Source organism: Methylobacterium sp. UNCCL125, assembly GCF_900116795.1.
Classification (GTDB): Bacteria; Pseudomonadota; Alphaproteobacteria; order Rhizobiales; family Beijerinckiaceae; genus Methylobacterium; species Methylobacterium fujisawaense.
In genome coordinates, this window is record NZ_FPBW01000004.1 from 295560 (window position 1) to 320343 (window position 24784).

Genomic DNA, 24784 nt, shown 5'->3' on the forward strand with positions numbered 1-24784 from the left:
CCGATCCCCTCAATCAGCCCGGCCCAAAGCCGGCCGGTCAGGTCACTTCGACCTGTGCGCGGCTCGGACGGGTCAGATATAGGCGGAGGCCAGGGCCGGCGAGCCTTCGAGCGCGTGGGCGAGCACTTCCAATCCGTGCGTGATCTGCTGCCGGGTCGAGGGGCCGCCGAGACAGAGACGCACCGCCTCCGGCGGCGTCCCCGCGATGCAAAACGGGTCGCTGCCGATGACGCCGAGCCCGGCCGACCGACCTTGGCTGGCGAAGGCCGAACGCGTCCAGCCCTCCGGAAGCGTGATCCAAACGTGGAAGGCATGCGGGTCGGCAGTATAGGTCCCGGCTGGAAGCATCGCGGCCGCGATGCGCTGGCGCGCGGCCGATTCCTCGCGAACGAACTGGACGATGGACTCCGCCGTGCCATCCATGATCCAGCGTGTCGCCAAGGCCGTCGCGATCGGCGAGGCCATCACGGTCGCGGCTCGGAGTGCGCCGCCGAGCGGCAGGGCGGAACGGGCGCTCGGGGCGACCAGGAAGGCGAGGCGAAGTCCGGCACCCAGGCACTTGGCGAGACCCGCCACGTAGTAGGTGATCTCCGGAGCAAGCTCCGCAAAACTCGGTGGCGGAGTCGGGCAGATGCGCGCGTAGGCGTCGTCCTCGATGATGGTGACGGCGTATCGCCGCGCAACCGCGATAATGGCCTCGCGCCGCGCCCTGGGCAGGGTCGCGGTGGTGGGGTTCTGCAGCAACGGATTCAGGTAGATGGCCTTCGGTGCGACTTTGGTGCAGGCGGCGGCAAAAGCATCCGGGTCGACCCCGAATCGGTCCATGGGCAGATCGACGAGGCGCAGCCGCAAATGCGCGGCGAGCGCGCGGATGCCCGGATAGGTAATCCGCTCCGCGCAGATCGTATCGCCCGCCTTGGCGACCTGACCCAGTATGCTGAACAGGGCGCTGTGCGCACCGGGGCAGATCAGCAGACGCTCCCGGGGCGGGACGATTCCGCGGCCTTTCAGCCAGCGCAGAGCCGCTTCCTTATCCTCCTCGGTGCCGCCGAAGCCCTGGTAGCGCAGCAGGCTGGTGAGATCGCCGGACAGGTCCACGAACGCGGCTTGCATGCGGGCTTGCAGGGCCGGCGCGTCGGGCTCTGGTGGCAGGTTCATGGTGAAGTCGACCGGCCCGATCCGACGCGCTGCCGCCGCACCGGTCGAACGGGGCGGACGCGCCGGATCGATCACGAAGGTCCCCTGGCCGACGCGCCCCTCGATCAGACCGCGCTTGTGGGCCTCGACGTAGCCGCGCGAAATCGTCGTGAAGTTCAGGTCGAGCGCCTCGGCGAGTGCGCGCTGGGTCGGGAGGCGCGTCCCCGCCGTCAGACGCCCGGTCCGGATGTCATCGGCCAACGCCTCTGCAATGGCGAGGTAACGAGGCTTACCCCACCGCTTCAGATCCGGCACCCAGAGTCCGACCCCACCCGTCTGCGGGTTGGGTCGTGCGTCTCGCTCCGGCGAAGTCATGCGTGGCGGCCCAGATCATGATGCGATCAATGCGTGATTGTATGGCTAGCAATAGCCATACCGCGGCCATACCTCGAACATTCCCTGGGTGATTTCCATACAATCCATATAATCGCAGATCCGCGAATGCGCACGCGTTGGCGATTTTTTGTCCACGTCCCGCCCATCTGGTAGGCCCCGGATACAGATCCAGCGAACCTAAGCCGTGATTATTGATCGCATTATTGTATGAATATAACACCCGCGCTTTGTATGGCCCATTGATCGAAGCCCTCTGGCACACCGCTTGCCATGAATGGACTGCGACCGCTCGAAGATCAGTCTGCCGCGGTTCAATCCATCGAGGAGAACGATCAATGCCTGCTGTGAACCGCGAGCCTCACAAGAAGGGCGATGTCCTGGTCGATTACGAGGAGAAGGTCTTCGAGGACGTTAAAGCCGAGCCGGGCCAGAAGGCGCTTGTCACCTTCCACACCGTCGCGTTCGAGGGCTCCATCGGCCTCGTCAACCTGCTTCAGGCGACGCGCCTGCAGCGCAAGGGCTTCGAGACGTCCATCCTTCTCTACGGCCCGGGCATTACGCTGGGCGTCCAGCGCGGCTTCCCGAGGCTCGGCGACGAGGCCTTTCCAGGTCACCTCAACTTCAACAACCAGCTTGAGAAGTTCATGGCCGAGGGCGGCAAGGTCTATGCCTGCCGGTTCTCGACCCAGGCGCTCTACGGACACTGCGAGGCCGCCTTCATCGAAGGCATCCGCATGATCAATCCCCTCGACGTCCTCGACTGCATCCTCCTGCACAAGCGCGACAACGCCGTGATCATCGACACCTGGACCGTCTGACCGGGCCCTCGGCCCCCAATCCGGGACGTCGCATCCGGCGGCCATGCGGGACGTGGCCGCCGTCACAGCCGGAGGTTCAACCATGTCAGAGAACCGGATCGTGCGGGCCGCCGCCGTCCAGATCGCGCCGGATCTCGACCGGCCGGAGGGGACCCTGGAGCGGGTGCTGAACGCCATCGACGAGGCCGCCGCGAAGGGCGCGCGCTTCATGGTCTTCCCCGAGACCTTCGTCCCCTACTACCCCTACTTCTCCTTCGTGCTGCCGCCCGCGCTGCAGGGCGCCGAGCACCTCCGCCTCTATGAGCGCGCGGTGGCCGTGCCGGGACCCGTGACGCAGGCCGTCTCGGCCGCCGCGCGCCGCCACGGCGCCGTGATCGTGCTGGGGGTCAACGAGCGCGACCACGGCTCGCTCTACAACGCGCAGCTGATTTTCGATGCGGACGGCTCCCTGAAGCTCAAGCGCCGAAAGATCACCCCGACCTACCACGAGCGCATGATCTGGGGTCAGGGCGACGGCGCCGGGCTCACCGTGGTCGAGACGGCGGTCGGCCGCGTCGGCGCGCTGGCGTGCTGGGAGCACTACAACCCCCTCGCCCGCTACGCCCTCATGGCGCGCCACGAGGAAATCCACGCGGCGCAGTTCCCCGGCTCGCTCGTGGGCCAGATCTTCGCCGATCAGATGGAGGTGACGATCCGCCACCACGCGCTAGAGGCGGCCTGCTTCGTGGTCAACGCCACCGGCTGGCTCACCGACGCGCAGGTGGCGCAGGTGTGCCCGGACGAGCGCCTGCGCGGCGCCTGCCGGGGGGGCAATTGCACCGCCATCGTCTCGCCGGAGGGCAAGCACCTCGCGGATCCCCTCGGGCCCGGCGAAGGCATCCTCGTCGCCGACATGGACCTCGCGCTGGTGACCAAGCGCAAGCGGATGATGGACGCGGTCGGCCACTACGCAAGGCCCGAACTCCTCAGCCTCCTCCACGACGACCGTCCGGCCTCGTTCGTGCACCAGCCGATCCATTCCCAGACCGATTTCCGGAGCCTCGACCATGAGCCGTTCTCCGCTTCCGACGAGCCGTCCCGCGTGTCCGCCGGTGGTAGCGGGACTGGTCGGGATGCCGACGGAGCGCCTGATCAACGCGTTGCAGTCCTACGGCGTTAGGCTCGCCGACACCCGCGCCGGGGCGCCGAGCCGCCGCGGCGGGGCCGGACCGTCGGACCACAAGGCCATGACCATCGCGGGCCGCACCGTGATGGTGCCGGTCCACACCGAGGCCGCCTTCGGCTCGCCCTTCCTGGTCCGTCACCCGGACGCCAACGGGGTCTCGGCGATCGAGCATGACGGGGTGGTGATCGGGCAGGCGACCTTCCCGGGCAAGCCGCGCTTCTACGCGCTCTCGACCCTCGACGGCGTGCCTTACGCGAAGATCGCCGTTCTGCACGGGCGGGACGTGCTCGCCACCACCGTGCTCCAGACCTGTATCCGCTACGCCAGCCGCACGAAGACCTGCCAGTTCTGCTCCATCGGCCAGTCCCTCGCCGCCGGTCGCACCGTCGCGCACAAGACACCCGAACAGCTCGCCGAGGTCGCCCGCGCGGCCGTGCTCCTCGACGGCGTCAAGCACATGGTCATGACCACAGGCACCCCGAACGCGACCGACCGGGGCGCCGCCGTCCTCTGCGCGAGCGCCTTCGCCGTCAAAGCTGCGGTCGACCTGCCGATCCAGGCGCAATGCGAGCCGCCGGATGACGACCGCTGGTTCGAGCGCATGAAGGCCTCGGGCATCGACGCCCTCGGCATGCACCTGGAGGCGGTCACGCCCGAGGTCCGGGCCCGGATCATGCCCGGCAAGGCGAGCGTGCCACTGGAGCGGTACTATACGGCCTTCGAGGCGGCCGTTCCGGTCTTCGGGCGGGGCCAGGTCTCGACCTACATCCTGGCCGGCCTCGGCGACGCGCCGGAGGCGATCCTGGAGATGGCCGAGCGCCTCATCGGGATGGGCGTCTACCCGTTCGTGGTGCCGTTCGTGCCGATCTCCGGCACGCCGCTGGAGAGCCACCCGGCGCCCGGCCCCGAATTCATGCACGGCATCCTCAAACCCCTCGCGGACATGCTGGTCGGCGCGAATCTCCGCGCAACCGACATCAAGGCCGGCTGCGGTCGCTGCGGCGCCTGCTCGGCGCTTTCCACCTACGAGCGCGCGAGGGCGACCTCATGATCCTCGAACCCGTACCGCCGTACTGGCCAAGCCACTTCCGCATCAAGTTCGCCACGAGTGCGTGGGAGCGGCGCGCCTGCGAGGCGCTGCGCCGCCAGGTCTTCTGCGCGGAGCAGCGCATCTTCACCGAAGACGACCGGGACGCCGTCGACGCGCACGCCATCCCGATCTGTGCCCTCTCGACGCTCGGCGGCGACGCCGATGCCGTCGTCGGCACCGTTCGCATCCACCACGGATCGGAGCGTCCCGGCGAGTGGTGGGGCTCGCGCCTGGCCGTCGCCGGACCGTTCCGCGGCACCGCCGCGCTGGGCGCCGGGCTCATCCAGGTCGCGGTCGCCTCGGCCCATGCGCGGGGCTGCACGCGGTTCCTGGCCCATGTGCAGGACCGGAACGTCCCGTTGTTCCGGGCCCTGAACTGGACGAGCCTCGAGGAAGTCGCCTTGCACGGGCGAGCCCATCACCTGATGCAGGCGGACCTCGCGGCCTACCCGCCGATGCACGATCCGGAGCACGGGCTCGTCACGTTCCGCAAGGCCGCGTGATGACGGCGGGCTTCGACCTCCAGGCCCTGGCCGGCCAGATCCGTGACGCGCGCGGCGTCGCCCATAAGCGCGACATCGATGCCGTGGTCGCGCGGCTCGGCCTGACCAGCCGGCGCGCCGCGGTGCCGGTCGGTGACGATTGTGCCGCCATACCGGACGGCGACGGCCACCTGCTGTTCGCCATCGAAGGCTTCCTCGACAGCTTCGTCGCGGCCGATCCGTATTTCGCCGGCTATTGCGGCGTCATGGTCAACCTCAGCGACATCGCCGCCATGGGTGGGCGGCCGCTCGCCGTGGTCGACGCGCTGTGGAGCCGGGATGCCGCGGCGGCGGACCCGATCCTGGCAGGCCTGTCCGACGCTGCAACGCTCTACGGGGTCCCGATCGTCGGCGGTCACACCAACACGCGCGCCCAGGCGAGCAACCTGGCGGTCGCCGTGCTCGGCCGGGCCGGGCCGCGTCTGCTCACGAGCTTCGACGCGGCGCCCGGCGACGACCTCGTCGCGGCGATCGGCCTGCGCGGACGCTTCCGCGAACCCTACCCGTACTGGGACGCCTCGACCGGCACGGCGGGCGAGCGCCTGCGCGGTGATCTCGCGTTGCTGCCGGGCCTCGCGGAGGACGGGTTCTGCCGGGCGGCCAAGGACATCAGCATGGCGGGCGTCGTCGGCACCGCCCTGATGCTGCTGGAATGCTCGAAGGTCGGCGGTGTCATCGACCTCGACGCGATCCCACGGCCTGCGGATGTACCGCTCGCCCGCTGGCTCAACGCCTTTCCGAGCTTCGGCTACCTCCTGAGCGTTCGCCGTGAGCGCACGGCCGCCTTGTGCGCGCGGTTCGCCGAACGGGGCATCGCGGTCGCCACGGTCGGTCAGCTCGATGCAAGCCGGGTCGCCCGGGTGCGCGATGCCTCCGGCGAGGAAGCCGTGGTCTGGGACTTCGCGGTCGGCCCGCTGATCGGCTGCGGCCAGGACGACAAGGATGCCGTCCGATGACGGCCCTGCGCATCGCCGTCCTGACGCATTCCACCAATCCGCGGGGCGGGGTCGCGCATTGCCTCGCCCTGGCCGAGGCCCTGTGCGCGCTCGGGCACGAGGCCGTGGTCCACGCGCCCGATCCGTCCGGGCGCGGCTTCTTTCGCCCTGCCGCCTGCCCGATGGTCTCAGTGGCGGCAAAGCCGGTCGCCGGCACGACGGTCGACCTCGTCCGGGCTCGGATCGACGATTACCTGCGCCACTTCGCGTCCCCCGCCGCCTGTGACTTCGACGTCTTTCACGCCCATTGCGGCATCGGCGGCAATGCCCTCGCGACGCTCAAGCACCGCCGCTTGATCCCCGGCTTCGTCCGCACGGTCCATCACCTCGACAGCTTCTCCGACCCGGTGCTGGCGGATTGGCAGGATCGCTCGATTCGTGAGGCCACGCGCCTGCTCTGCGTCAGCCGCGCCTGGGCGGACCGGATCGCGGGCGATCTCGGTACGGAGATCCCCGTCGTCGGGAACGGGGTGGACCTGTCGATCTACCGAGCGATGCCGACCGAAGCCGACGCGATCGTGCGGGCGCGCTGGGGCCTCGGTGGCGGGCCGATCGTCCTGAGCGTCGGCGGATTCGAAGAGCGCAAGAACACCGCCGGCATCATCGAGGCCTTCGCGCTCCTGCGCAGACGCCACCCGCAGGCGCAGCTCGTGGTCGTGGGCGGCGCATCGCTCCTCGATCATGCGTCCTACGGCGCCCGATGCCGCGCCGCACTCAGCGCCCACGGACTTGTGGTCGGGCGCGGCGAGGCAGTCATCGAGACCGGGCCGGCCTCTCAGGAGGAGATGCCGGCCTTCTATCGGACGGCGGACGTTCTCGCCTTTCCCTCTTGGACGGAGGGCTTCGGCCTCTGCGTGCTGGAGGCGATGGCCTGCGGCCTGCCGGCGATCGTCTCCCGCCGGCCGCCCTTCACCGAGTATCTCCGGAGCGACGACGCCCTCTTCGTCGATCCTGGCCATCCCCTGGACATCGCCGGCGCCATGACGGCCGCCCTGGCCCCGATGACCCGCGCCGGCCTGCACGCTGCCGGGTCGGCCCGGGCCGCCACCCACTCCTGGCGCGCCTGCGCCGAGCGACACCTCACGACCTACGCGGCCTGCGCCCGCGTCGAACGGGAGCCGATCCATGCCTGAGATGCATTTCCACATCCGCTGGCCCGATGGCCGGCGCGAGGCTTGCTACTCGCCCTCCCTCGTCGTGAAGGACTTCCTCGCCCCAGGCGAGAGCTATGCCCTCGACGACTTCGTCGAGAAGACCCGCACGGCCCTCAACATCGCGAGCGAACGGGTGCGCGAGAGGTACGGCTTCGCCTGCTCGTCGGCGATGGCCCAACTCGCCCGGATCGAGGCTGCGGCGAAGCGGCAGGCCCCGGGCGGCCTCGTCACGGTCGAGACCTTCGAGCCTTGAACCAGAGCGTCCTTGGGAACATCCCGGAGTCAGAGCCATGACATCCACGTCCCGTCACGTCCCTGTCGCCATCGTCGGTGGCGGCCAAGCCGGACTCTCGGTCAGCTACCACCTGAAGCAGCGCGGCATCGAGCACCTCGTGTTCGAGAAGGAATCCGCGGCGCATACATGGTCCACGCAGCGCTGGGACACGTTCTGCCTGGTCACGCCGAACTGGCAGTGTGACCTGCCGGGGCACCCCTACGATGGGCCAGATCCTCACGGGTTCATGAAGAAGGACGAGATCGTCGCCTACCTGAAGGGCTTCGTCGCCAAGGTGAACCCGCCGATCCGCGAAGGTGTCGCAGTCACACGGGTCGAACGCCGCGAAGATGGTCTTTTCTCGGTCCGGACCTCGGACGGCGACTACACGGCGAGCGAGGTCGTGGTCGCGTCGGGCGGATATCATACGCCGATCATCCCGCGTATGGCCGAGAAGCTGCCGGGTTCGGTCACGCAGATCCACTCGAACCAGTACCGCAACCCGGCGCAACTGCCCGCGGGCGCGGTTCTGGTGGTGGGATCGGGCCAGTCCGGCGCCCAGATCGCCGAAGACCTTCAGCTCGCCGGCCGCATGGTCCATCTCGCGGTCGGCGACGCGCCGCGCTGCGCCCGGTTCTACCGGGGCCGCGACGTCGTCACGTGGCTCGCCGACATGGGCTACTACGAGATGACGGTCGACAACCACCCGCTGCGCGACGGCGTCCGCGACAACACCAACCACTACGTGACCGGCCGCGACGGCGGGCGCGACATCGACCTGCGCCGCTTCGCCCGCGAGGGCATGAAGCTCTACGGCGCGTTGGACGACTACCACGACGGTACGCTGCGCTTCCGCGACAACCTCAAGCGCTCACTCGACGGGGCAGACCGGACGTACAACGGCATCAACGCGGCCATCGACAAGTACATCGCCGAGAACGACATCCAGGCTCCGGTTCAGGAGCCCTACACTTCCGTTTGGGAGCCGGGCGAGCCCGTCACCGGCCTTATCCTTGCGGGCTCCGGCATCACGTCGATCATCTGGTGCATCGGCTTCACGCCGGATTTCCGGTGGCTCGATGCGTCCGTCTTCAACGGTGCAGGAAGCCCCAAGCACAAGCGCGGGGTGACGAAGGAGGACGGTGTCTACTTCATCGGCCTGCCCTGGCTGCACACCTGGGGCTCGGGCCGCTTCGGCGCGGTCGGCCGCGATGCCGAGTTCGTCGCGCAAGCCATCCAGAAGCGCCTCGGTACCGAGCGGTTCGCTCTGAAATTCGCCGTGAAGCCATCCACCCCATCCGCTTTCCGACAGTCGGTGCGATGACGCGCGGACATTGCTGCATCCCGGGTTGTAAGTCTTAGTCGCGCCACTTCCCAAGATTTATATTGTATTCGCCTGGCCGGGTTTCGCGTAGGCGGCTCGAAGGAAAGACGTTTCACGTCGGTCGATGCCTGTGTTCCTGCAAACGAAGCATCCTGGCCCAATCGGCCACCCGGATCCGAATCGCGCACATCGGGCGATCATTTTATATCGACCTGCGGGATGATAGATTTTGCATCCGTCTCGCCCCAGGAAAATAAATAATGTCGCGACGAGCGCGCCGCCAGAATCCTAGCTTGGCCATTGCCACTGCATTCGATTTGTGAGACCCTTCAGCAACGTCGAATATACTGAGGGCGTTGCGATGCGCAGGGCTTGGCGAATATTTTATTTGGCCATCGCCTGCGCCACGGGGCTTGTTGCTGCGCCGGATGCGCAGGCGGCGGAATATGCGCAAGGCATCTACGTTCTCGGCAACCGCGGCCCCCTCGCGGGGGTGACACCGCCGCCGGGCTTCTACTTCGAGAGCGAGACTTACTACTATTCCGGCAACTTCGGCGGAAACCGCCTCTTCCAGGGCGGCGGCGTCGTCGCCGCCAACATCAAGAACGACACGAGCGCGAACTTCGTGACGCCGATCTGGGTCACGCCGTTCGAGATCCTGGGCGGCAATCTCGGCTTTTCCATCACTATTCCGTTCGGCACACCCAATGTCAGTGCCGGGGCCGTCCTCGCCTCGCCGCGCATCGACCGTATCATTGCCGGCCGCGAGCGGGACGCCAACTTTACCGTCGGCGACATCTATCTCGCCTCGTTCGTAGGCTGGCATTCCGGCAACTTCCACTGGAGCGGCACGCTCCTCGGCGTCGTCCCGTCCGGCAGTTTCGAGAACGGCCAGCTCTCCAATATCGCGCTCAATCGCCCGGCGATCGATCTCAGCGCCGCGCTCACTTACCTCGATCCGCTTCTCGGCTACGAGCTCTCGGTCGTGCCGGGCATCACATTCAATTGGATCAATCCAGCGACGCAATACCTCACTGGCACGGAGTTCCATCTGGAATGGTCGGCTTCGAAGGACCTGAGCAAGGAACTGTCGGTCGGTCTCGTTGGCTACTATTACAACCAGCTCACCGGCGACAGCGGTTCGGGCGACAGGATCGGCTCGTTCAAAGGTCGAGTCACGTCACTCGGTGCCCAGATTGGCTACACCTTCAAGCTGGGCGAAATCCCGGTTTCGACGAATGTGCGCTTCTTCCGCGAGTTCGATGTCAAGAACCGCTTCGCCGGCACGGCAACGTACCTGACGATCTCTGCGCCACTCTGGGTCGCTCCGGCACAGCAGCCGGCGGACAATAAGCCGCTCGTGACGAAGCTTTGACGTCAGATACGGAGTATCTCTGCCCAAGAACGCGGCCGCGCGGGCTAGCCTCACATCCGAGGTCGATTTGGCCAGGTGGGACGGTGAGGGGTCAGACATCGGGCGTCGTCATCGGCCGGTGGGGTGAACCCGGATGTGCGATGCAGACCGGCTTGTTCTTCAAGCATGCAGCCTGCTCGGCGCGTTCCCGGACAGCGCCAGAACACGACCGGCGACAAGCCAAAGCTGCGTGGACGCCTGCAGCCGACGGACCTGCCGCGCGGGAGGAGCGTGCATCGCTGGCCACTGCGCTGAAGGACAACGTCCCCGAACGCCGATCCAAGCCCGGCCTCCACCTGCGCCAATCGCCTCCGGAGAGGAGTGACTCATGCCCTGCAAGGCCACATCACAAACTTTCTCAATGGCGGGCAGATTGGGAGAAGGCCTGCAGCGCGTTTGATGACGCCGCAGGCAGAGCCTGCAGATCGTTCATCCGCGCTTTTGCGCCTGCGATTGAAAATCGCGGAGCGCTTCAGGCGTCACGCTCGACTCCCCGAGGTCCACAATGATCCGATTCAGCTTGCCGGTGAAGTTGAATGGAACCTGATAGTCAGAGTCATCGACAGGCGTACCGGTATCGAGACCGACATCCAGGGTTTCATCCCAGGCAAAGGTGAAGGGCAGCGTACGCGGCAGGGAACGCCGTGCCACTTCCTGACCGTCGACGGAAAGCGTACCCGACCCGCCTCGCGAGAACGGGCCGCCTTTCGCGTCCATCTGCCAGTCGAAGATAATGGTGTGCCGACCGGGCAACAGCGCGACCGCGGCTTCCCATTTCGGTCGCTCCATGCCCAGCAGGTTCATTGTAAACACAGGCTTGCCCTCGCGCAGGTACAGGCCCCAGCCGGCAAAGCGGCCGCCTTGGGTAATCAGCATCCCGTTGGCCCCGCCCTGCGGCACCTCGATGTCGGCCGAAATTCGATATGAGCGATTGAGGATATTGGGCGCCGAATTCGCCTGAATGCCGAAGACCGGCGCCGTATAGATGAACTGCTTGCGGCCGGCGGCCGGGCCCGGTCGTGGCGTGATCATACCCGTGATCACCGAATTGTTTACAGGAAGCACTTGATAGCGGGTCGCTTCCACAAGCCAGAGCTCCTGCATGACACGCAGTCGCTCAGGCTCCTGTCTCGCAAGATCGTTCAACTCTGTGGGATCCTGCGCGAGATTGTACAGCTCCCAATTGTAGCCGTTGATCGCATCATCGGGAACCGGGGCGCTTGGATTCCACGGCGTGGCTATGGGTGTCGTGCACGCGACCCATCCGTCGTGGTAGATCGCGCGGTTGCCGAAGATTTCGAAATACTGGGTCTTGCGATGGGACGGCGCATCCGCGCCGGGCTTATCCCAGGTGTACACAACACTGGTGCCTTCCACCGGCGCTTGTGCAATCCCGTTCACCATGGTGGGATGTGGAATGCCGATCGCTTCGAGCAGCGTTGGCACGATATCGATCACGTGATGAAACTGCATTCGTATTCCGCCCTTGTCGGCGATACGCTTTGGCCAGGAGATTGCCATACCATTGCGTGTGCCGCCGAAGTGCGACGCCACCTGTTTGGTCCAGCGATAAGGCGTATTGAATGCGAACGTCCATGGCACGGCCATGTGATTATAGGTGCGGTCGCTGCCCCAGGCCTCGATCAGCGGCAACTGCTGCTCGACCGTGAATGACTGAAGATTGAAATAGGCGACCTCATTCGGCGTGCCGTTCATGGAGCCTTCGGCACTGCTGCCGTTATCGCCGCTGATGTAGATGATCAGCGTATTGTCGAACTGTCCGAGATCTTCGACCGCCTGGATGACGCGACCGATCTCGTGGTCGGTGTAGGCGAGATAGGCCGCATAGACCTCCACCTGCCGCGTGAAGAGCCTCTTCTCGTCGATCGACAGGCTATCCCACCGCTTCAGAAAATCCGGCCACGGCGGCAATTGCGCGTTCGCCGGAATCACGCCCAGCGTCTTCTGATTGTCGAAGATCTGACGGGCAAGCGTTTCCCAACCGGCGTCGAACTTGCCCTTGAACGTCTCGATCCAGTCTTTCGGCGGCTGGTGCGGCGCGTGCGTGCCGCCTGGCGCGTAGTGGATGAACCAGGGACGGTTGGGCGTGACCGCCGCAAGCGTCCTGATGTGGCTGATGGCATCGTCGGCCATCGCGGTCCCGAGATTCCAATCCTTCCGTCCGACGTAAGGATGGATCGGTGTTGTGTTGCGGAAAAGGTTGCCCGGCTGCCATTGGCTCGTATCGCCGCCGACGAACCCGAAGAAATAGTCGAAGCCCATGCCGACAGGCCAATTGCCGAACGGGCCGACGGGATTGGCTTCCCACGCAGGGATATTGTGATTTTTTCCGAACCAGGCGGTGGAATAACCGTTCAGACGCAACGTCTGCGCCACCGTGGCTTTCTCCGGCGGAATAATCGAGTTGTATCCGGGAAAGCCCGAAGACATTTCCGAGATATTTCCGGTCCCTGCCGAGTGATGGTTGCGGCCCGTGAGCATGGCTGCACGCGTGGGCGAGCAAAGGGCCGTGGTGTGGAAAGCCGTGTATCGAAGACCGGCCGCAGCGATCTTGTCGAGCGCGGGGGTCGGGATGAGGCCGCCGAAGGTCGACGGCGCGCCGAAACCGACGTCGTCGGTCAGGATCAGAAGTACATTCGGCGCGCCCTCCGGGGCAGCAACCGCGGGCGGCCAAGCGGCAACGCTATCCTTTGCCGTCGGCATGATCGTGCCGCTGAATTGCGGCGTTGGCGTCGGCAACACACGGCTGTTCGGGAACTCGACGGCATTCGGCGCGCCTGGGCTTCCGCGGAGCTGCGCGTGCACAGCGGTTCCTGTCACAGCCAGAGCGGCCGTTCCGGAGAGCAGGGCACGGCGGGTTGGACGGAACGTTGCGCCTTCGGGGGGCGCCGGCAAATCAATATTCGGCGCTGTCTCAGAGGGCTCGCTTTTCTTGATCATCGCAGTCCTCCCGCTGAGGCCGATCGCGTTCGATGCCCGGATCTGACGACGCAACGAAAGCCAAGATGGCTCGTCGAAGTGTCGACTGCCTCGGCATGTCGCGCCGCCGGACGGTAGCGTTGGCAGTAGTTTGGCGAGCACAAGTGTGAACCGCCCTTGATCACCTTCCGGGGAATTTTGATCTCCGGCTGACCAGGGTCGTAGCTGCCTTCCACGCATCCGCCGCGCGGATTCATCGGGATACAGCAAGCCTTGGGCGCATCGCCCTCATGCCTTGGCGTGTACCAGTCGGTCGTCCACTCCCAGACATTGCCGATCATGTCGTGCAGGCCGTAGCCGTTGGGCGGGAACGCGGTCACCGGCGAGGTGCGCTCGTAGCCGTCCAGGGCGAGATTCTCGTGCGGGAAGGCGCCTTGCCAGGTATTGGCCATGTGCCGGCCGCCCGGCGTGAGCTTGTCGCCCCAGGCGAACTCGGCCCCGTCGAGACCGCCGCGCGCGGCGTATTCCCACTCAGCCTCGGTCGGAAGGACCTTGCCGGCCCAGGCTGCGTAGGCATCAGCGTCGGCGTAGGCGACGTGCACCACCGGGTGATCGTCAAGGCCGGCGATCGAGGAGCCCGGCCCGTAGGGCCGCCGCCAATGCACGCCGAATCTAAAGCGCCACCACGCGCTCCAATCGTGCAGTTCGACCGCGCCCCTGGGCGGCTTGAACACGAGCGAGCCGGGCTTCAGCATGTGCGGCAACGCGCCGGGGTAATCCTTCGGGTCGGGCCGGCGCTCGGCCATCGTCACGTAGCCGGTGGCGCGCACGAAGGTCCGGAAATCGGCATTGGTGACCGGCGTGCGGTCGATCCAGAAGCCGTCTATGCAGACTCGATGGACCGGGGCCTCTTCCGGATAGTGCCGGTCCGAACCCATCCGGAACGTCCCTCCAGGCACAAAGACCATGTCCGGCGAGGGATCTGACGACATGGCGAACCGGTGGAGGATGGGAGCTCTCGGCATCGCGCGCGCCTCAACGCGGACCAACGAGAATGCCTGCTGAAGGCGTGCAGCAACGTATCAAGTCTGCGCACGGCAGCTTGACCGAATGGGACAGGGGATCGGTTTCGGCTCGGAAGCGCACTGTCCCATCCGGCTAGATCTGATGGAAGTTTCCCTGAGCCTGCGTGCCACGGTCCGCACCCGTAGGCCGAGATACCGGTTCTCCGGATACTCTTCGCTTCAGCCCCGATCGAAAGAGCCCCTTTCGACGGCCCGTTCAGGGGCGGCACAGGCCGATATGAGACGTCTGTCTAGCCCGCTGGGACGCCCAAAAGCCGCCGTTCGGATCTCGGCCCAATCCGGCGGGCTGCCTCGTGTTACGATAGCAGTTTCGGGTGCCGCGCGTGATCGGCGGAGAACGGGCACGCCGTGCGGGTAAGCCGTGCGGCCCTTACGGAAAGGCGCTAAAGGCGCTCCATGTCAGACGCTCTGTTTTCGCCGGCCGTGGCTCGCAACGCCGGACCCATCGTCGAAGTCCTGAAGCGCATCATGCCGCCCGACGGCCTCGTTCTCGAGATCGCAAGCGGGTCTGGTGAGCACGCCGTTCACTTCGCCAATGCGATGCCCGCGCTCGATTGGCAGCCCAGCGATCCAGACGAAGCGGCGCGCCGCAGCATCGGCGCCCATGCGCGGGCCTCGGGCCTGTCCAACATTCGTTCGCCGCTCGCGATCGATGCGGCCCGTCCGCCATGGCCGGTGGCGCGGGCCGATGCGCTCGTCGCGATCAACATGATCCATATCGCGCCCTGGGACGCCACCACCGGGTTGATGGCGGGCGCGGGCGCAACGCTTCCGGCGGGGGGCGTTCTCTATCTCTACGGTCCGTTCCGAGAGAATGGTGCCCACACCGCGCCGAGCAACACAGCGTTCGATGACAGCCTGCGAGCGAGGAACGCGTCCTGGGGTGTGCGTGACATCGAGGCCGTCGCGGCCGCCGCCGGGGCGCAGGGGCTACACCTTATCGAGCGCGTCGCGATGCCGGCCAACAATCTGAGCCTGATCTTCCGGAAGACAGGCCAATCCCCTGCGCCTGTCCGGGAGGCATCGCTTTGACCTCATCGACCTCGACAAGCGCAGTCGTGATCGGCGCTTCCGGCGGCATCGGCCAAGCCCTGGTCTCCCGACTCGCCGCGAGTGAGGCCTATGCGCCGATCTTCGCGCTCTCCCGCTCGCAGCCGTCAGTCCCGCGTGGCGTCCGCACCCACCCGATCGATCTGGGCGACGAGGCATCGATCGCGACGGCCGCGGCCAAGGTCGGTGCGGCCGGATCAGCCGGTCTGATCATCGTCGCGACCGGCATCCTCCATCAGGAGGGCGTCTTGCCCGAGAAGGCGCTCAAGGCGCTCGATCCCGCCGCCATGGCCGCCGTCCTTTCAATCAACACGATCGGCCCTGCGCTCGTCGCCAAGCATTTCGTGCCGTCGCTGGCGCGGGAGGGACGGTGCGTGTTCGCGGCGTTGTCGGCGCGGGTCGGATCCATCGAAGATAATCGGCTCGGGGGCTGGTACGCCTATCGCGCCTCGAAGGCGGCTTTGAACCAGATCCTACGGACCCTCTCGATCGAGGTGGCCCGCAGCCGACCGGACGCAATCGTCGTCGGCCTGCATCCGGGCACAGTCGCCTCCAACCTGTCGCGGCCCTTCCGGCCCGACCCGAGTGCCGAGGGTGTCTTTCAGCCCGATGAGAGTGCGGCTCATCTCCTGCGCGTGCTCGGCGACCTCGAAGTGAAGGATACCGGAGGCGTCTTCGCCTGGGACGGCACGCGTATCCCAGCCTAGGCGCGGCACCCGCTGGCGCGCGTCATACGGTTTATGCCGGGGGGATCAGCAGAGGCCAACGTCTGGTCTTCGCGTGGCCAGCATATTCGCATCCAGAATGCGCCCCTTTCGGTTTTGTGAGGCAAAGTCCTTCGGACCCTGAAGCGGCCGGGGTCCCTCGGTTGTCGTCGGCACTGTCTCGTCGGGGGACATGGACGCCGGCTCGCGCGGTCGGTCGGACCTGCAAGCCTTGCCTGTGTGCGGCCTGTCCGGCTCAGGGCATCGGAAACCAGTTTCCGTGGAAACCTGGCGGGATCCGGTGCCCGAGCCGGACAATCGCCATGGGGGGCGCCTCGAACGAGCGAGCATCGAGGATCGCAAAGTCCGTCGTTTCATGCGCCGTGTCGATCACGAAGCCCATCAGCCAGCCTTCGTCCTCACCAGCACCTTCGCTTGCAGGCACGAACACGAACTCGCCCGGGACGTGATGCTCGCCGAACGGGTGCACGCGGCGCTCACCCGTCTCAAGATCATGCTTGTAGAGCGTCGTCGCGCCGGCAAGCTGCGGATTGCCGTCTGCGGGTACGGACACCGTGTAGGCATACCGATATCTCTGTCCGAAGCGGCGCTCGTCGATGCGGGGAAACTCCTGCGCGGCTTGGTCGAGCACGCGACGCTCGACGCGTTGCGTCGTGGGGTCCAGGGTCCAGCGCTCAAGCCGACCCAGCGTGTCGAGTTCGCCGCCCTCCGAGGCGAACATCGTCGGATAGGCGATCACGTCGAGGATCACGCGCCCATCCTCACCGTCGAAGGCGTTGACGGCATGGAAGACGAAGCACGGCTCGACGTCGCACCACACGATGTCGGTGGCGCGCCCGTGCCGTGGAAGCAGCCCGACCCGGGCGCGGTGAGCGCTGTTCCAGCGAAACGGGAAGCGGTGGCCGGCGAGCACCGCCCGCATCGAGAAGGTGACGGGAAGGTCGAGCACGATCACGAAGCGTGCCGTGATCGCGCAGTCGTGGACGCAGGGACCGTGCTGGACCGCGATCGGTACGTCGCGGACCACCTTGCCGGTCGCCGAGACGACGACGTGGCGGATGGCGTCCCAGACACGCCCTTCATAGGCGATCGCGTGGGTCTCGCCGGTGATCGGATCGCGGTGCGGATGACCGGTGAAGGATCCGGCGAGCGTGCCCTCGAACGGATTGTAGCGTTGCGTCTCCAGGGTGTCGGAGAGTTCGACAGGGAAGCTGCCTGCTTCGACGACCGCGAAGGCGCGGCCCCCGATATCGACGACGTTGGTGTTGACGGTGTCGTTTGCGCCCCGACGCGGGCCGGGTGCGGCGGGCCGACCGAGGGCGGCGGCGGCCGTGCGCGAGCCGATCCACCGATTGCGGTACCACAAGGCTTTGCCATCCTTGATGGCGAGACCGTGCACCATGCCGTCGCCGAGAAACCAGTTGTGACCGCCCGACGCGGGCCGCACGGGGTTCGCGCCCATCTTGAGGTACCGACCGTCGAGCTGGGTCGGTATCGAGCCGATCACGGCGAGGTCCTGCAGCGTCAGCTCCTCCCGCATCGGCTCGTGGATGCCGATCACGAAGGGGTTCGGGGTCTTTGGCAGCCGCGCCCGGTTGTAGGCAGCCACCAGTTCGACGCCGCCTTCGAGGACAGCGCGGACGGCGGATCGAATGGGATTTGGCATCGGGAGCTATCCCTTGGGTGCGTCATGGGCAGAGATGCCCTCATGTCGAGGGCGACCCGGCTCCGACGATGCGGAGCGGGCAAGTCTGCGACCTCCGGCCTACCGGACCAGGACGACGGCTTTCCGCTCGTGGGACGGATGGTCGATCTGGGCGACGATGTACCCTGCCACGTCGGCTCGAGAGATCAGGCCGTTTCGCCAGGACGCGGGCTCGGTCAGGACCTTGTAGCGGCCTGTCGCGGCGCCGGGCGTCAGGACGCCGGGCCTGACGAGCGTCCAATCGAGGCTGCTCCTGCGGATGCGCATCTCCTGCGCGTCCTTGTCGTCGTAGGCGCGTCCGAACACCAAACGGAATGGCAGTTGCTGGAGAAGTCCGATCGCATCCCGGCTGTCGCCCGCACCGAAACCGGTGACGGCGATCAGCCGTTTCACCCCGGCGGTCTCCATTGCGGGCACGAGAAGGTTGGTCGCTTCCGAGAACAAGCGGACGGGCCTGATGAGATCCCTGATCGGTACGCCCAGCGCCTGCACCACGACATCCACGCCATCGAGGGCGGCGGCGACATCGGCCGCATTCACTGCGTCGCCCGTAAACCGTTCCAAGCTCGGATCCGACAGACCGATGCCGGCTGCGGACCGCGCGAAGGCGCGCACACGGTGCCCGGCCGCCAGAGCCGCCTTTGTGGTCTCCAGCCCGATGCCCTTGCTGGCGCCTATGACGAGAACATGTGCCATGCTTGGTTCCTCACCACCGTGGTGTTCGACAAGACCGCATGGCGGGAAGCCGCGCTATGTGGCCCCTTGACCGGGGCCTGTCGGGTCTGAGTGGCCCGAAGGGGGAATGGCGCTTGTTCACAGGCCTTTGGCAACGATCGTGGGCGGCCGAACCAGACCGAGAGTATGACGCCATGAGCGGGATCAAGTTCTGGAGCCGCGTTGCCGCAATGAGGTGGGCGTCGACGCGACCGAGACGCTCATCAGTCTCCGTGCAAAGGATCTCGGCGGCTTCGAAATTCGACGCGCCGTGCCGGCACCGGATCGCCGGACGGTCCCGCAATGCAGGGTCTTCCACCAAGCCGGCCCCGCCGCACGTCTGACGGGCCAGGGTATCGATGTCTGGCCGCATCCGCAGATCGGTCTCGCCACCGTGACCGGCCTTTGCCGCGGCGACGTCCATCGCCGGACCCGCCCCGGGGCCGATCGAGTCATCCGTCCGGGCGCATTGGACTGGATGGTCGCGGGCCGCCGAGTCGCCCATTCGGAGCACATTATGGCGACGGCGCGCGGCGGGCCGAACAGCCTGTTCGGGATCCAGACTAGGTTCGCTCTGCCGGAGAGCCACGAGGACGCGGCGTCGACCTTCGCGGATCACGCTGACGGGTCGCGATCTCCGATCGGGATGCACGCGCAGAACCGACTTTTCATCCCGCGCTGTCGACAACAAAAAATGAATTATTTCGCTTGCCATATGATCCTGGCACACAGAATAATGCATGCCGCCAAGTCAATCTCGGAACCCGCGAGATGGTTCCGGCACGGGCAAGCAACCCGCCGACGTGCACGCCAATACTACAGCACGTCGCCGAATGTCAGCGCAGGGACGAGGGAGGAAGCTCATGGCCATGCCAGATGCCGTGCCGGGTACGGCAACGCCCAATACCAATCGATGGCTACAAATTGTGCTTGGCGTGATCTGCATGGTTGCAGCGGCCAACATCCAGTATGCGTGGACGCTGTTCGTCCCCGAGATTCAGAAGACCTTCAACTGGGACCGCGCCGCGATCCAGGTCGCCTTCACGATCTTCGTCGTCGTCCAGACCTGGCTGACCCCGATCGAGGGGTACTTCATCGACAAGTACGGTCCCAGCCGCGTCGTCATGTTCGGCGGTCTGATGACGGGCCTGGCCTGGGTCATCAACTCCTACGCCACGAGCTTGAGCGGCTTCTATCTCGGCTCCGTGGCCGGCGGTATCGGCGTCGGCTGCGTCTACGCCACCTGCGTCAACAACGCGCTCAAGTGGTTCCCCGACAAGCGCGGCCTGGCGGTCGGCCTCACGGCGGGCGGCTACGGCGCCGGCTCCGCACTCACCATCCTGCCGATCGCCAAGATGATCGACGGCGGCAATTACGCCCAGGCCTTTTTCATCTTCGGTCTGATCCAGGGCGCGATCATCATGGCCGCCGCCATCGCCATGCGCGCGCCACTCAAGAACCAGGTGCCATTCTCCACCAAGGTCCTTCAGTCGCGGCGCGACTACACGCTGGCCGAGGCGCTGCGCACCCCCGTCTTCTATGTGATGCTGCTGATGTTCACCTGCACGGTGACGGGCGGCCTGATGGCGGTGGCCCAGCTCGGCGTGATCGCGCAGGATCTCGGGGTGAAGAACTTCCAGGTCAACCTGTACTTCTTTGCCATGGCGGCGCTGCCCTTTGCGCTGATGCTCGACCGGATCATGAACGGCATCTCGCGCCCGCTCTTCGGCTTCATCTCGGACCGGATCGGACGGGAGAAGACCATGTTCATCGCGTTCGCGATGGAGGGTATCGGCATCGTGGCACTGGGCTATTTCGGTTCCAATCCTTGGGCCTTCGTCATCCTGTCCGGGGTGGTGTTCCTGGCCTGGGGCGAGGTCTACTCGCTGTTCAGCGCCACCGCTGCCGACACGTTCGGCTCCAAGCACATCGGCAAAATTTACGGCGTGCTCTACTGCGCCAAAGGCTTCGCGGCGCTGTTCGTGCCGGTGGGCAACCTGATCATGCAGGCGACCGGCACCTGGGCCACGGTCCTGTACACGGTGGCGAGCATGGACCTGATCGCCGCCTTGCTGGCGATCGCGGTGCTGCGGCCGATGCTCAAGCAGCACCACAAGGCAAACAACGACGCGGCGGCTCCCAAGCTGGCGCTGGCTCACGCCTGAACGTCGGGCTCGGCCACGCCGAGGCCCGGCGAAAGCCTCAAGGCCCCGGCTCCGGAATTCCGGAGCCGGGGTCGTGCTGACCGGCCAAGTTGCGGCATCCGCATGCTATCGCATCTCCGGGACGCATGCGCGTCGCAGACAGCCCGGAACACTCGGGCCTCCAGCCACCATCGCTTCAGGCACCGCTCTCCAGGTCCCCCATTTTCAAGCGGCCTCCCAGGTGCGCTCCGGCGCGTTCCTCGGATTTGATGCCAAGATCGATTTTTCGGCGCTCTCGGAGCTCGACTGTGCTGCAGCCACCTGGGACCTCTTTGGGTCTAATCTCGATCGGACAGACTGTGAGCCTGCGTGAGCAGGCCTATGACCGCATCAAGCGATCGATCCTCGCGATGGATCTCTACGACGGATCGGCACAGATCCGGCTGAACGAACACCAGATTGCGCAAGATCTCGGCATCAGCCGGACGCCAGTGCGAGAAGCCCTGACGCTTCTGGAACGGGAGGGCTTCGTGTGCACGGTGCCACGCCGCGGACTCTTCGTGACGCGCAAGACCAAGCGCGAAGTCATCGAGATGATCAGGGTCTGGGCCGCGCTGGAGGGCTCGGCAGCTCATGCCGCCGCCACGCACGCCACGGACGCCGATCTCCGCGACCTGAGCAAAGTCTTCCAGGATTTCGATCCCTCGGCATTGCCTGTTCATTTGACCGCTTATGAGGAAGCCAACCTCGATTTTCACCAGATGATCATCCGTCTCGGCGGCTGTGGATTGATGGTCGAGATGACGACCAACCTGTTCATCCACATGCGGGCGGTTCGATCGGCCTTCCTCCATCGGTCGGGGCGGTATGAAGTCTCGATGCGCGAGCATGCCGCCATCATCACCGCGCTGCAGGAACGCGACGCCGATCAGGCTGCGGTCCTCGTTCGCGATCATGCACTTGGTTTGATCGCCCACGTCGAAGCACATTGGGCGTGGCCAGAGGAATAAGGGACATCTCTGACGGAGGATCGACCCATGCTACCGTCCGTTCAGACCACCGACCTGCTCGGCCTCGGCTTCCTGATCATCGGCCTCGTCGGAGCGGGCGTTGCCAGCGCAAGCCGGTCGCCGCGTTTTGCAGAAGAGCCGCGTGAGGAACTCGCGGGCGGAGCGGTGCTTGTGGCGATCCTCGGCCTCGCCTTCGTGCTCGCCGAATGACAGACACAGCGCAAGCAGGATCGGCCTCTTCACGTGCGGCAGCGAACCAGCCCAGTGCCACCGACAGTCGATCGGTCCGCTCTCGATGCGTCTGAAGGGCCTTCCGGCGTCTGCGGAGGGAGATGTCCGTCACACCGCTTCCGGGACAGACATGCCCTGAAGCGGACGGCGTCTCCGCGCCTCCTGTGGAGACCAACGGTGCTTCGTCGGGGACAAACGCGAACTGCCAGGATCGAGGCGGCTTCCGTGCACGGGCAGCCTCTCGTCCGTTGACGCCCCGGGCATTCGCTGAGGTGGTCACGCAGGCGGGCGAATGAATCCCGGAGCCTCACCTGCCGGCCGAACCGAATTCCGGGACATCCTCAAGCGAGGCCGCGTGACGCGGCCCGTCATGGTTTAGGCCAGGGTCGGGACCGGGCCGGTGAAGCCCGCGGCCGGCTTGTCGCCGTCGAAGTGATTGGCGAGCGCGACCACGACTGCGAAGTTGGCGATGGCGGCAACGGGGAGGAGAGCGAGAGCGGCGAGCAGGGTCATCGGCGGCGTCCTGTTGTGCGGTGCGCAAGAAGCGATATCGCACTGCACGCCTTGCTTGGTATGCCACATACCCCAAGCCCGATATGCAGAGATTGCATGAGCAGATCGGGATGAGGGGCGTCTGCCGAGTGCCGTCATGCGAAGCGTCAAGTCGGGGTGCCGCTAGGGTCCGGACGCGATCAGCACCAGAACGCGACGACGGCGGCCAGAGCGAGGGCTGAGGCGTAGTTGCGGGCGAGCTTGTCGTAGCGCGTGGCGATGCGAGGGAGGTTTTTGAGGCGGTTGAACATCGCCTCGATGCGCCAAGGCTCCCGACAGCGGGGCTTGTCATGGTGGATCCGACGCTTGCGACCGCGTTTGCCCGGGATAACTGGGGCGACCCCGCTGTTGCGGAGGTCGGTGCGCAGCCAGTCGGCATCGTAGCCCTTGTCAGCGCTCAAACGGCGGATCCGGCCCGGCGCCTCGGCCAGCATCGCTGGGGCAGTCGTCACGTCGCTGGCGTTGCCCGGCGTCAGCAGGAGGACGCCGGGCCGGCCGAGGACATCGGTGAGGGCGTGGATCTCGGTCGTTTGACCACCGCGCGACGGGCCGATGGCCTGCGCCCTCGCCCCCCGTTCCCGCCATGGGCAGACCGGTGAGCCCGGACGTAGCTGCTGTCGAGAGCGGCCGCATCGCCAGCCCACCCGGCCTTGGCCAGCGCGGTCAGCATCGCCTTCCAGAAGCCGCGCCGCGACCAGCGGTTAAAGCGGTTGTAGACCGTCGTGCGCGGGCCATACGCGGTCGGGCCGTCGCGCCAGCGGCAGCCTCACGTCAGGACATGCAGGATGCCCGAGATGATCTGCCGGTCGTCTTTCCGCTCAGGTCCGGGCTGGTCCCTGGGCATGAACGGCTCGATCACCGCCCACTGCTCATCCGAGAACCAGAACAGGTTCGCCATCGGCACCTCCAGGCCGCAAACGGCCGCCTGGAATCACAAACCGCCAAACCGTGCAATGGCTTGGTTCGGTTCACACCCTAAGGCAACGACCTAGGGTAGCCCCAGCCGGCCGCCGTGCACAACATCGCCCTCTCACGAAGCTCTGAACCGGCCTCGGTGTCGCCTTGTCGTAAGTTCATCGCGAGGCACCCACTCGCCATGTCGTGCGAGCAAGTTGGCGACGGAAGCTCGGCGGCTTCGAAACGTCGCGTGCTCCATCCGATGACGCTAGCCGCGGCAGACCTCCTGACTGTTGATCCGCTGTGCCGCCTTCAGCCAGGGCGGCCCAGCAGTGTTCGTTGATCAGCGTCAGGCTCGTCGGCTCTGCCCGTCGTGCGTCTGCACGAGCCGGAGATGGGCGCGCCAGCGACCAATTCGAAGTTCCAGACATGGTCGCTATAGAGCGGCCGCAGGCGCGTACACGAGCCGTCGTTGAGCCACAGTCGGCTGTGCGGCCTGTGCTTTTTGGGGACCTTAAGCGCCTCGCGACGCGAGGGTAACGCTGGATCCGATCCTTGCCGGCCTGCCAGCCATTTGCTTGCAGTAGCGCCGTGACGCGGCGGGGTAGCCGTAGCGTCCAACCCACCTGCGTGCGGGCCACCAAATCGAGTCACCGCCGGATGGGCAGATTCGCTCTCAGATGTTCAGGGGAGGGCACCACGCTTTCTCTCGACGAAAGCGCCCGGCCCTGCTGCTTCGATGGGTGACCGCATCAAAATTGTCCTCTGGGTGTAATCATGATTTGAATTATATAATCAATTGCTCGGCGCTATATCGACAAACATAAAGCGAATTTCATAATTTTTTTATGCAAATATACAGAATTAATAGCTTTTATCCTAGATTTAATTCGTATACGCCCTTTCTTATCTGTTAATTTTTTTCAATCCGATACTGAGTCTGCTGTCCATCGAGTGAGTCGCTCGGCCCCCTCCCCTGCCCTGCTCCCCACCTGGTCGTGTATCTCCACCGCCAATTGAAAGGGCGTGCTGCCCTGCCGGCCGATGGTCGCGATGAGCTCTGGCGCATGGTTGCGGCTGAGAGCGGCTAGATGTTCGGTCCGCCAGAAGGCGGACGGCCTCTATCGACCGAGGCGGTGTGAGAACGCGGATCCCCAAGGTTTGGGAGATGCTCGGAGTAGCCTCCCGGAGCGCGGTGGCGGGCCTCAGGTTCGGATCGCCGCCATCAGCGGACGGACCCCAAAGATCTGGATCATCCGCTTCATGGTGTAGGCCAGAACCTGCAAGCTCATTCCGGCCCCGACCTTCGCTGGGATCCGGGCCAGGAAGTGTACTGCACCCATCCAGATCTTCAGTGTTCCGAACGGGCGCTCAGTAATCACTCCGGGACGCCCACCAAATTGCAGTCTGATTGGGGAATAA

At 65.8% G+C, this 24784-nt stretch carries 20 protein-coding genes and 4 pseudogenes; 15 read left to right on the forward strand and 9 right to left on the reverse strand.

Annotation, left to right across the window (positions count from 1 at the left end; all coding sequences use genetic code 11):
* Window positions 1-72: 72 nt before the first annotated feature.
* A complete protein-coding gene (locus tag BM396_RS05165; protein ID WP_043378874.1) occupies window positions 73-1512 on the reverse strand; it encodes an aminotransferase-like domain-containing protein in 1440 nt (479 codons plus the stop codon).
* 356 nt (window positions 1513-1868) lie between these two features.
* Between BM396_RS05165 and BM396_RS05170 the strand changes: the two genes are divergently transcribed.
* The 9 genes from BM396_RS05170 to BM396_RS05210 all read left to right on the forward strand — a co-directional run bounded on the left by BM396_RS05170 (window position 1869) and on the right by BM396_RS05210 (window position 10270).
* Complete coding sequence (locus tag BM396_RS05170) at window positions 1869-2351, forward strand: MSMEG_0572/Sll0783 family nitrogen starvation response protein (protein WP_043378875.1); 483 nt, start codon at window positions 1869-1871, stop codon at window positions 2349-2351.
* Between the two features lie 82 nt (window positions 2352-2433).
* A complete protein-coding gene (locus BM396_RS05175; RefSeq protein ID WP_043378877.1) occupies window positions 2434-3510 on the forward strand; it encodes a Nit6803 family nitrilase in 1077 nt (358 codons plus the stop codon).
* Window positions 3464-4567, forward strand: a complete 1104-nt coding sequence (locus BM396_RS05180) for an MSMEG_0568 family radical SAM protein (RefSeq protein ID WP_043378880.1) — start codon at window positions 3464-3466, stop codon at window positions 4565-4567. Before BM396_RS05175 ends, BM396_RS05180 begins: the two co-directional genes overlap by 47 nt.
* Window positions 4564-5109, forward strand: a complete 546-nt coding sequence (locus BM396_RS05185) for an MSMEG_0567/Sll0786 family nitrogen starvation N-acetyltransferase (RefSeq protein WP_043378882.1) — start codon at window positions 4564-4566, stop codon at window positions 5107-5109. Before BM396_RS05180 ends, BM396_RS05185 begins: the two co-directional genes overlap by 4 nt.
* Window positions 5109-6104 carry a sll0787 family AIR synthase-like protein gene (locus BM396_RS05190; RefSeq protein ID WP_043378884.1) on the forward strand — a complete coding sequence of 332 codons (996 nt, stop codon included), beginning with the start codon at window positions 5109-5111 and terminating at the stop codon, window positions 6102-6104. Before BM396_RS05185 ends, BM396_RS05190 begins: the two co-directional genes overlap by 1 nt.
* Window positions 6101-7276, forward strand: coding sequence for an MSMEG_0565 family glycosyltransferase (locus BM396_RS05195; protein ID WP_043378886.1), 1176 nt, complete (start codon window positions 6101-6103; stop codon window positions 7274-7276). Before BM396_RS05190 ends, BM396_RS05195 begins: the two co-directional genes overlap by 4 nt.
* Window positions 7269-7550 carry an MSMEG_0570 family nitrogen starvation response protein gene (locus BM396_RS05200; protein WP_043378887.1) on the forward strand — a complete coding sequence of 94 codons (282 nt, stop codon included), beginning with the start codon at window positions 7269-7271 and terminating at the stop codon, window positions 7548-7550. Before BM396_RS05195 ends, BM396_RS05200 begins: the two co-directional genes overlap by 8 nt.
* Window positions 7551-7587: 37 nt before the next feature.
* Window positions 7588-8895: an MSMEG_0569 family flavin-dependent oxidoreductase gene (locus BM396_RS05205; RefSeq protein ID WP_051975916.1), complete on the forward strand. Its 1308-nt coding sequence runs from the start codon at window positions 7588-7590 to the stop codon at window positions 8893-8895.
* Between the two features lie 388 nt (window positions 8896-9283).
* A complete protein-coding gene (locus BM396_RS05210) occupies window positions 9284-10270 on the forward strand; it encodes a SphA family protein (RefSeq protein ID WP_244538806.1) in 987 nt (328 codons plus the stop codon).
* 468 nt (window positions 10271-10738) lie between these two features.
* On the opposite strand, the gene BM396_RS05215 is transcribed toward BM396_RS05210, so the two are convergent.
* Entirely contained in the window at window positions 10739-13270 is a 2532-nt protein-coding gene (locus BM396_RS05215; RefSeq protein WP_081948551.1) for an arylsulfatase, read from the reverse strand.
* Window positions 13267-14241, reverse strand: coding sequence for a formylglycine-generating enzyme family protein (locus BM396_RS05220; protein WP_244538807.1), 975 nt, complete (start codon window positions 14239-14241; stop codon window positions 13267-13269). The genes BM396_RS05215 and BM396_RS05220 overlap by 4 nt, the downstream gene beginning before the upstream one ends.
* A 489-nt stretch (window positions 14242-14730) precedes the next feature.
* Between BM396_RS05220 and BM396_RS05225 the strand changes: the two genes are divergently transcribed.
* The gene (locus tag BM396_RS05225) at window positions 14731-15366 is read left to right on the forward strand and encodes a DUF938 domain-containing protein (RefSeq protein ID WP_043378892.1); all 636 of its coding nucleotides are present in this window, start codon (window positions 14731-14733) and stop codon (window positions 15364-15366) included.
* A 26-nt stretch (window positions 15367-15392) separates the two neighbouring features.
* The gene (locus tag BM396_RS05230; protein WP_244538808.1) at window positions 15393-16091 is read left to right on the forward strand and encodes an SDR family NAD(P)-dependent oxidoreductase; all 699 of its coding nucleotides are present in this window, start codon (window positions 15393-15395) and stop codon (window positions 16089-16091) included.
* 253 nt (window positions 16092-16344) lie between these two features.
* Here BM396_RS05230 and BM396_RS05235 read toward each other — a convergent pair whose 3' ends face one another.
* Both BM396_RS05235 and BM396_RS05240 read right to left on the reverse strand, forming a co-directional pair.
* Window positions 16345-17775, reverse strand: a complete 1431-nt coding sequence (locus tag BM396_RS05235; RefSeq protein WP_043378897.1) for an 8'-apo-carotenoid 13,14-cleaving dioxygenase — start codon at window positions 17773-17775, stop codon at window positions 16345-16347.
* A 99-nt stretch (window positions 17776-17874) separates the two neighbouring features.
* A complete protein-coding gene (locus BM396_RS05240; protein ID WP_043378900.1) occupies window positions 17875-18510 on the reverse strand; it encodes an NAD(P)-dependent oxidoreductase in 636 nt (211 codons plus the stop codon).
* Between the two features lie 190 nt (window positions 18511-18700).
* On the opposite strand from BM396_RS05240, the pseudogene BM396_RS05245 reads away from it, so the two are divergent.
* The 4 genes and pseudogenes from BM396_RS05245 to BM396_RS05260 all read left to right on the forward strand — a co-directional run.
* Window positions 18701-19138: pseudogene (locus tag BM396_RS05245) on the forward strand (pirin family protein); the annotation flags it as partial.
* A gap of 253 nt (window positions 19139-19391) precedes the next feature.
* Window positions 19392-20693, forward strand: coding sequence for an oxalate/formate MFS antiporter (oxlT, locus tag BM396_RS05250; protein ID WP_051044668.1), 1302 nt, complete (start codon window positions 19392-19394; stop codon window positions 20691-20693).
* 287 nt (window positions 20694-20980) lie between these two features.
* Window positions 20981-21682, forward strand: a complete 702-nt coding sequence (locus BM396_RS05255) for a GntR family transcriptional regulator (RefSeq protein WP_051975917.1) — start codon at window positions 20981-20983, stop codon at window positions 21680-21682.
* 27 nt (window positions 21683-21709) lie between these two features.
* Entirely contained in the window at window positions 21710-21892 is a 183-nt protein-coding gene (locus BM396_RS05260) for a hypothetical protein (RefSeq protein WP_043347259.1), read from the forward strand.
* 396 nt (window positions 21893-22288) lie between these two features.
* Here the strand turns inward: BM396_RS05260 and BM396_RS32655 are convergent, their stop codons facing one another.
* From BM396_RS32655 to BM396_RS31810, 4 genes and pseudogenes are all read right to left on the reverse strand, one after another.
* Window positions 22289-22426, reverse strand: a complete 138-nt coding sequence (locus BM396_RS32655) for a hypothetical protein (protein WP_170867468.1) — start codon at window positions 22424-22426, stop codon at window positions 22289-22291.
* A 179-nt stretch (window positions 22427-22605) separates the two neighbouring features.
* Window positions 22606-23363, reverse strand: a pseudogene (locus tag BM396_RS05265) (IS5 family transposase).
* Between the two features lie 288 nt (window positions 23364-23651).
* Window positions 23652-23981 (reverse strand): annotated as a pseudogene (locus BM396_RS05270) (IS3 family transposase); the annotation flags it as partial.
* 586 nt (window positions 23982-24567) lie between these two features.
* Window positions 24568-24735, reverse strand: a pseudogene (locus BM396_RS31810) (IS5/IS1182 family transposase); the annotation flags it as partial.
* Window positions 24736-24784 lie beyond the last annotated feature (49 nt).